This is a genomic window from Nitrosomonas sp. GH22, from assembly GCF_009833115.1.
In the GTDB taxonomy this organism is placed as follows: Bacteria; Pseudomonadota; Gammaproteobacteria; order Burkholderiales; family Nitrosomonadaceae; genus Nitrosomonas; species Nitrosomonas eutropha.
Genome location: NZ_QRCA01000062.1, coordinates 1 through 4,439 on the forward strand (window position 1 = coordinate 1; position 4,439 = coordinate 4,439).

Genomic DNA, 4,439 nt, shown 5'->3' on the forward strand with positions numbered 1-4,439 from the left:
CATTACCCGACATAAAGCAGTAACAGGGTAATGTGGTTGCTGGAACCGGATGAAGGTATATTTCACTTCATCTCTTTCGCAAAGAAGGCGCTCGCCTTCATCCAGGCGAGTACCATTTGCCACTTGTTCCTGCTCTCGTTTCCAGCGCCGTACCTGCGTTGGATTGATATTAACCACCTCAGCTGCCTGGGATACGGTGTAACCTTGCTGCGTAACCAGTGCCACCGTTTCCTGCTTGAACTCAGATGAATATTTGCGTCGCGTTTCTTTAATAGCTGTCATAAACTACCTCCCTTTGCTGTTTTACAGGCTTAACAAAGTGTCCGGAAGTATTAGACCAGAATACCTGTGGCACCTAACGCCTGAATTAAGCCGCGCTGCGAAGCGGAGTCGGCTTGAATGAATTGTTAGGCATCAGCAGGTTTCCGTCCAATTACACCTAAATGTGTGGAATAACCGCTCTTGACTCGTGAGGATTAATTATGGGCGAAGCAGTACTTTACCCTTGCGCGATGATTGTAGGCTTGCTGTTGCCGCATTTTTTACATCATTCATCGGGTAAATCACATCCACTGGCAACTTCAGTTTTCCTGTTTCTGCCAAGCAGATCAGTTTCTCCATCATTGACTTCCTTTTTTCCACGGCCATGGACTGATTAATCTTCTTCTGCCAAAAGCCTTTGACCGTAATCTGCTTGAAAGCAATGTCTGCAGCGGGAATATGCATCGGCTCCCCTGACATAGACCCAAAGGAAACCAGCAGGCCATTTTCTCCTAATAATGCAGTCAGCGCTGCAGTTGCAGCGCCTCCAACAGAATCAATGGCATAACTGATTGAAGCTCCAGCTGTCAGCTCATTAACACTTTGTTGCCAGTCTTGGTTGGCGGTCGAAACGACATGTTCAATACCCTGAGCCGTCAACTCTTTTTCAGTTTCACTGTTACGAACGAGACTGATGGTGTTCACACCCTGCTCTCTTGCAAGGATCGATACTGTTTTGCCAATCGCTCCACCTGCCGCATTTTGAATGATCCATTGCCCTGCTTCCGCATTCAAAAATTCAAGTAATAACAGCGCACTAAATGGCATAGAAGCAAGCTGCGCACCCACCTCATCACTGATGGTATCGGGAACAATCGTTAGTATCTCTGCTGGGGCCAAGAAATATTCAGCCCATACCCCCATAATGGGTGACCCCACAACACGCTGGCCCAGTGTGAGCTCTTTGACCCCATCACCGACTGCATCGATGATCCCCAAGGCCTCGCTACCACCAATGGCTGGCAAGTTTGGCTTGTGGCCATAGGTACCACGGACTGTCCATAGGTCGTGGTTATGGATAGGCGATAAAATTGTTTTGACTCTGACCTGATTCACGCCTGGCGATGGAAGCACTACTTCTTCTTCATTCAGCACCTTGGAAGGTTCACCAAATTGATGATAAATCGATGCTCGCATAGAACCTCTCCTTAAATACCTGTTATAGCTGTTCTGGTCCAAACGTGATCTTTCGAGTCACGTCCGCACATACCAATGCCATTGCCTGATTTATGCACGACCCACAACGCGCGTTCAATCCAGGGTTTGCACGCCGCCGCCGTTGACGAACAGCACCTGACCGCTCACCCACCGCGAGACCGGAGCGGCAAAATAAAGCACGGCTCCGGCGATGTCTTCGGGTTCGCCCAATCGCTTGAGTGGCGTGTGCGCCAGCATTCGCTCCTCGATTTCGGGCGTGAGAACTGAAGCCAAAGCCCCAGTCCTGACCGCGCCCGGCCCAACGGCATTGACGCGAATTTCATCCGCGCCGTAGTCGAAGGCAAGGTTGGCCGTCATGTGATTGATGGCGGCTTTGGATGAAGCGTAGGCGCTAATCGCCGGACTTTTGTTGATCGAACTCATGGACGACATGGTGATAATCGAGCCGTAACCGGCCTGCTTCATGTGCGGCGCGCACAGCTGCGCCAGTCGCCACGCGCTGAAAAGGTTCAGTTGAAACACTTTGGCGAACTGCTCGACGCTGATTTGGTCGGGGCTTTCTCGCCCCGCGCCGCCGCCTCCGGCGTTGTTGACCAAGATGTGAATACCGCCGCACTCGGAAACCGTTCGCTCCACTAAACGCACCAAATCTTCGTCGCGCAGCACGTTGCATTCGATAGCCAACGCCTGGCCGCCATTGGAAGTAATTTCATCGGCGGCTTTTTGGGCGTCTTCGGTTTTCAAGTCGGCGATGACGACGGCGGCTCCGTAATCGGCCAGCATCCGCGCGCAGGCTTTGCCGATGCCGTTGCCGCCGCCGGTCACGATGGCGACTTTGCCGCTCAAATCGAACAGTGGTGTCGGTTGCATAAGGTTATTTTCCTTTCATCAAATGGCGCGCGACGGCTTCGTAGGCGGGCAGCGAAGTCGCGTCGTTGGCGCTGTTGGCGGCGATGGGATGCGAAGCGAAACGCACAATCACCATTTCGGCTTTGGGGTCGATGTAAATGGTTTGACCATGCACGCCGCGCGCTGCGAAAGCGCCATTAGCGTTTCCGGTGTGCCACCACATATCCCGATACGACCAGCCTTTGAGTTCGGGATGGTCGCCGCGCGCGAACGCTTCTCGGCTGCCGCCGCGCGCGATTTCTTCCATCGCTTGAGCGGGCAGAATCTGTTGCCCTTTCCAGCGACCTTTGTTGCGAACCAACTCGCCAAAGCGCGCCATGTCGCGCAGACCGGCGTTGAAGCCGCCGCCGGCAAACGGAACGCCCAGCGCGTCTACCGAATAGTAGGCGTCCTGCTCCATGCCGATTTTGCTCCATACGCGCTCGGCCAGCAGTTCATCCACCGATTGGCCGCTCGCCCGCGCGACGAGCCAGCCCAGAGCGTCGGCGTTGGGCGTTTTGTAGCCGAAGGCTTCGCCGTGCGCGCCCGCTTTTTGAATCGTTTGCAGCGCGGCGTAATAACCGACCGGGCCTTGGTAATCTTTGGGCTTGGGAAGGACATTGCCCGCGCCGGAGTACTTCCAGATTTCGGCTTTGGGGTTGGCGTACTCTTCGCTGAATTGCAGCGCAGTCGTCATGTCCAGCACCTGTCGCACCGTCGCATCTCCAAAGGCAGAATCTTTCAGTTCGGGAATGTAAGCGGCCACCGTCTTGTTTTCGTCCAGCTTGCCTTCGGCGACCAAGACCGCGCCCAGCGTGCCGGTGAGCGATTTCGTCACCGACATCGCGGCGTGCTGCTTGTCGGGCGCAAGCGCGCCAAAGTACTTTTCATAGACGATGCGACCGCGATGCAACACCAAAATGCCGTCGGTGTAGTTGTGCCACAGCGATTCTTCCCACGTCATTTCCGGCGCACCATTCAGGGGGCGAAAACGAATCGAATCAATGTGAGAATCGAGGCGACGCGGCAACGGCGCGAGTACTCGCAGTCCGCGCGAAACGTTGACGGTCGGCATGAACTCGCGCATATGCACCACGCTCCAGCGCAGCGCGGGGAATTGGAAGAACGAGCCGTCGGCGAAGTTCAACCGCTTGTCGGGCGGAGGCGGAAAGCCCTGCATCCAGCCCATTTTGATGGGGTCGCTGTCGCGCGCCGAAAGAAACTGCTGCGGTTGTGGTGAAGTGGAAGTCATGCGAAACACCAGAGTTTGCTCGCCGCGCAGCGTGAGCTGCTGCCGGTCGGCGGAAAGTTCAAAGCTGCGTACGCTTCCCAACGCTTTGCCGTAACGGTCTTCCGCATTCATCAACGATTCAGGACCGGCCATGCGCGTTGAACCCAACGGTTGAAGGCTGATGGTGTTGCCTTTGAGCGCGTAACCGCCGAAGATAGAGTTCAGCCCGACTGAGGCGTTTAACCGCGTGTCGGTGAACTTCAAGACTGGGCGCTTTTCCAAACTGGTGTAAGCGGGCGCAGTCAATTCCCATTCAGTTCCGGCCAGTGCGTTGTCAGCGGCGATTTGCCGAGTACTTGCGGGTGCAGTTTCGGCAGCGCGTGCAGCCAGAGGCGCGTTCAGCAGCACCAGTGAAAATGCAGCGTAGCACCAAATCGTTTGATATGTTCTCATTTAAATTGATATTGTTCTGGTCTAATACTTCCGGACACTTTGTTAAGCCTGTAAAACAGCAAAGGGAGGTAGTTTATGACAGCTATTAAAGAAACGCGACGCAAATATTCATCTGAGTTCAAGCAGGAAACGGTGGCACTGGTTACGCAGCAAGGTTACACCGTATCCCAGGCAGCTGAGGTGGTTAATATCAACCCAACGCAGGTACGGCGCTGGAAACGAGAGCAGGAACAAGTGGCAAATGGTACTCGCCTGGATGAAGGCGAGCGCCTTCTTTGCGAAAGAGATGAAGTGAAATATACCTTCATCCGGTTCCAGCAACCACATTACCCTGTTACTGCTTTATGTCGGGTAATGCGGGTGAGCACCTGTCTCTTATACACATCTC

5 protein-coding genes are annotated in these 4,439 nt (G+C 54.4%); 1 reads left to right on the forward strand and 4 read right to left on the reverse strand.

Annotated features, from left to right (window positions below):
• From ABF86_RS12135 to ABF86_RS12150, 4 genes are all read right to left on the reverse strand, one after another.
• Window positions 1-282, reverse strand: a 282-nt coding sequence (locus tag ABF86_RS12135; protein WP_160803647.1) for a transposase, incomplete at its 3' end; no start/stop codon positions are given.
• Between the two features lie 198 nt (window positions 283-480).
• Complete coding sequence (locus tag ABF86_RS12140) at window positions 481-1,458, reverse strand: zinc-binding dehydrogenase (RefSeq protein ID WP_074685697.1); 978 nt, start codon at window positions 1,456-1,458, stop codon at window positions 481-483.
• 114 nt (window positions 1,459-1,572) lie between these two features.
• Window positions 1,573-2,349: a 7 alpha-hydroxysteroid dehydrogenase gene (locus ABF86_RS12145; protein WP_011634147.1), complete on the reverse strand. Its 777-nt coding sequence runs from the start codon at window positions 2,347-2,349 to the stop codon at window positions 1,573-1,575.
• 4 nt (window positions 2,350-2,353) lie between these two features.
• Window positions 2,354-4,051, reverse strand: coding sequence for a serine hydrolase (locus ABF86_RS12150; RefSeq protein WP_083341471.1), 1,698 nt, complete (start codon window positions 4,049-4,051; stop codon window positions 2,354-2,356).
• A gap of 75 nt (window positions 4,052-4,126) precedes the next feature.
• On the opposite strand from ABF86_RS12150, the gene ABF86_RS12155 reads away from it, so the two are divergent.
• Window positions 4,127-4,439, forward strand: a 313-nt coding sequence (locus tag ABF86_RS12155; RefSeq protein ID WP_160803648.1) for a transposase, incomplete at its 3' end; no start/stop codon positions are given.

Coding starts and splice junctions, on each gene's coding strand:
- ABF86_RS12140 (WP_074685697.1), bottom strand. CDS start 1,458: ATGCGAGCATCGATTTATCATCAATTTGGTGAACCTTCCAAGGTGCTG.
- ABF86_RS12145 (WP_011634147.1), bottom strand. CDS start 2,349: ATGCAACCGACACCACTGTTCGATTTGAGCGGCAAAGTCGCCATCGTG.
- ABF86_RS12150 (WP_083341471.1), bottom strand. CDS start 4,051: ATGAGAACATATCAAACGATTTGGTGCTACGCTGCATTTTCACTGGTG.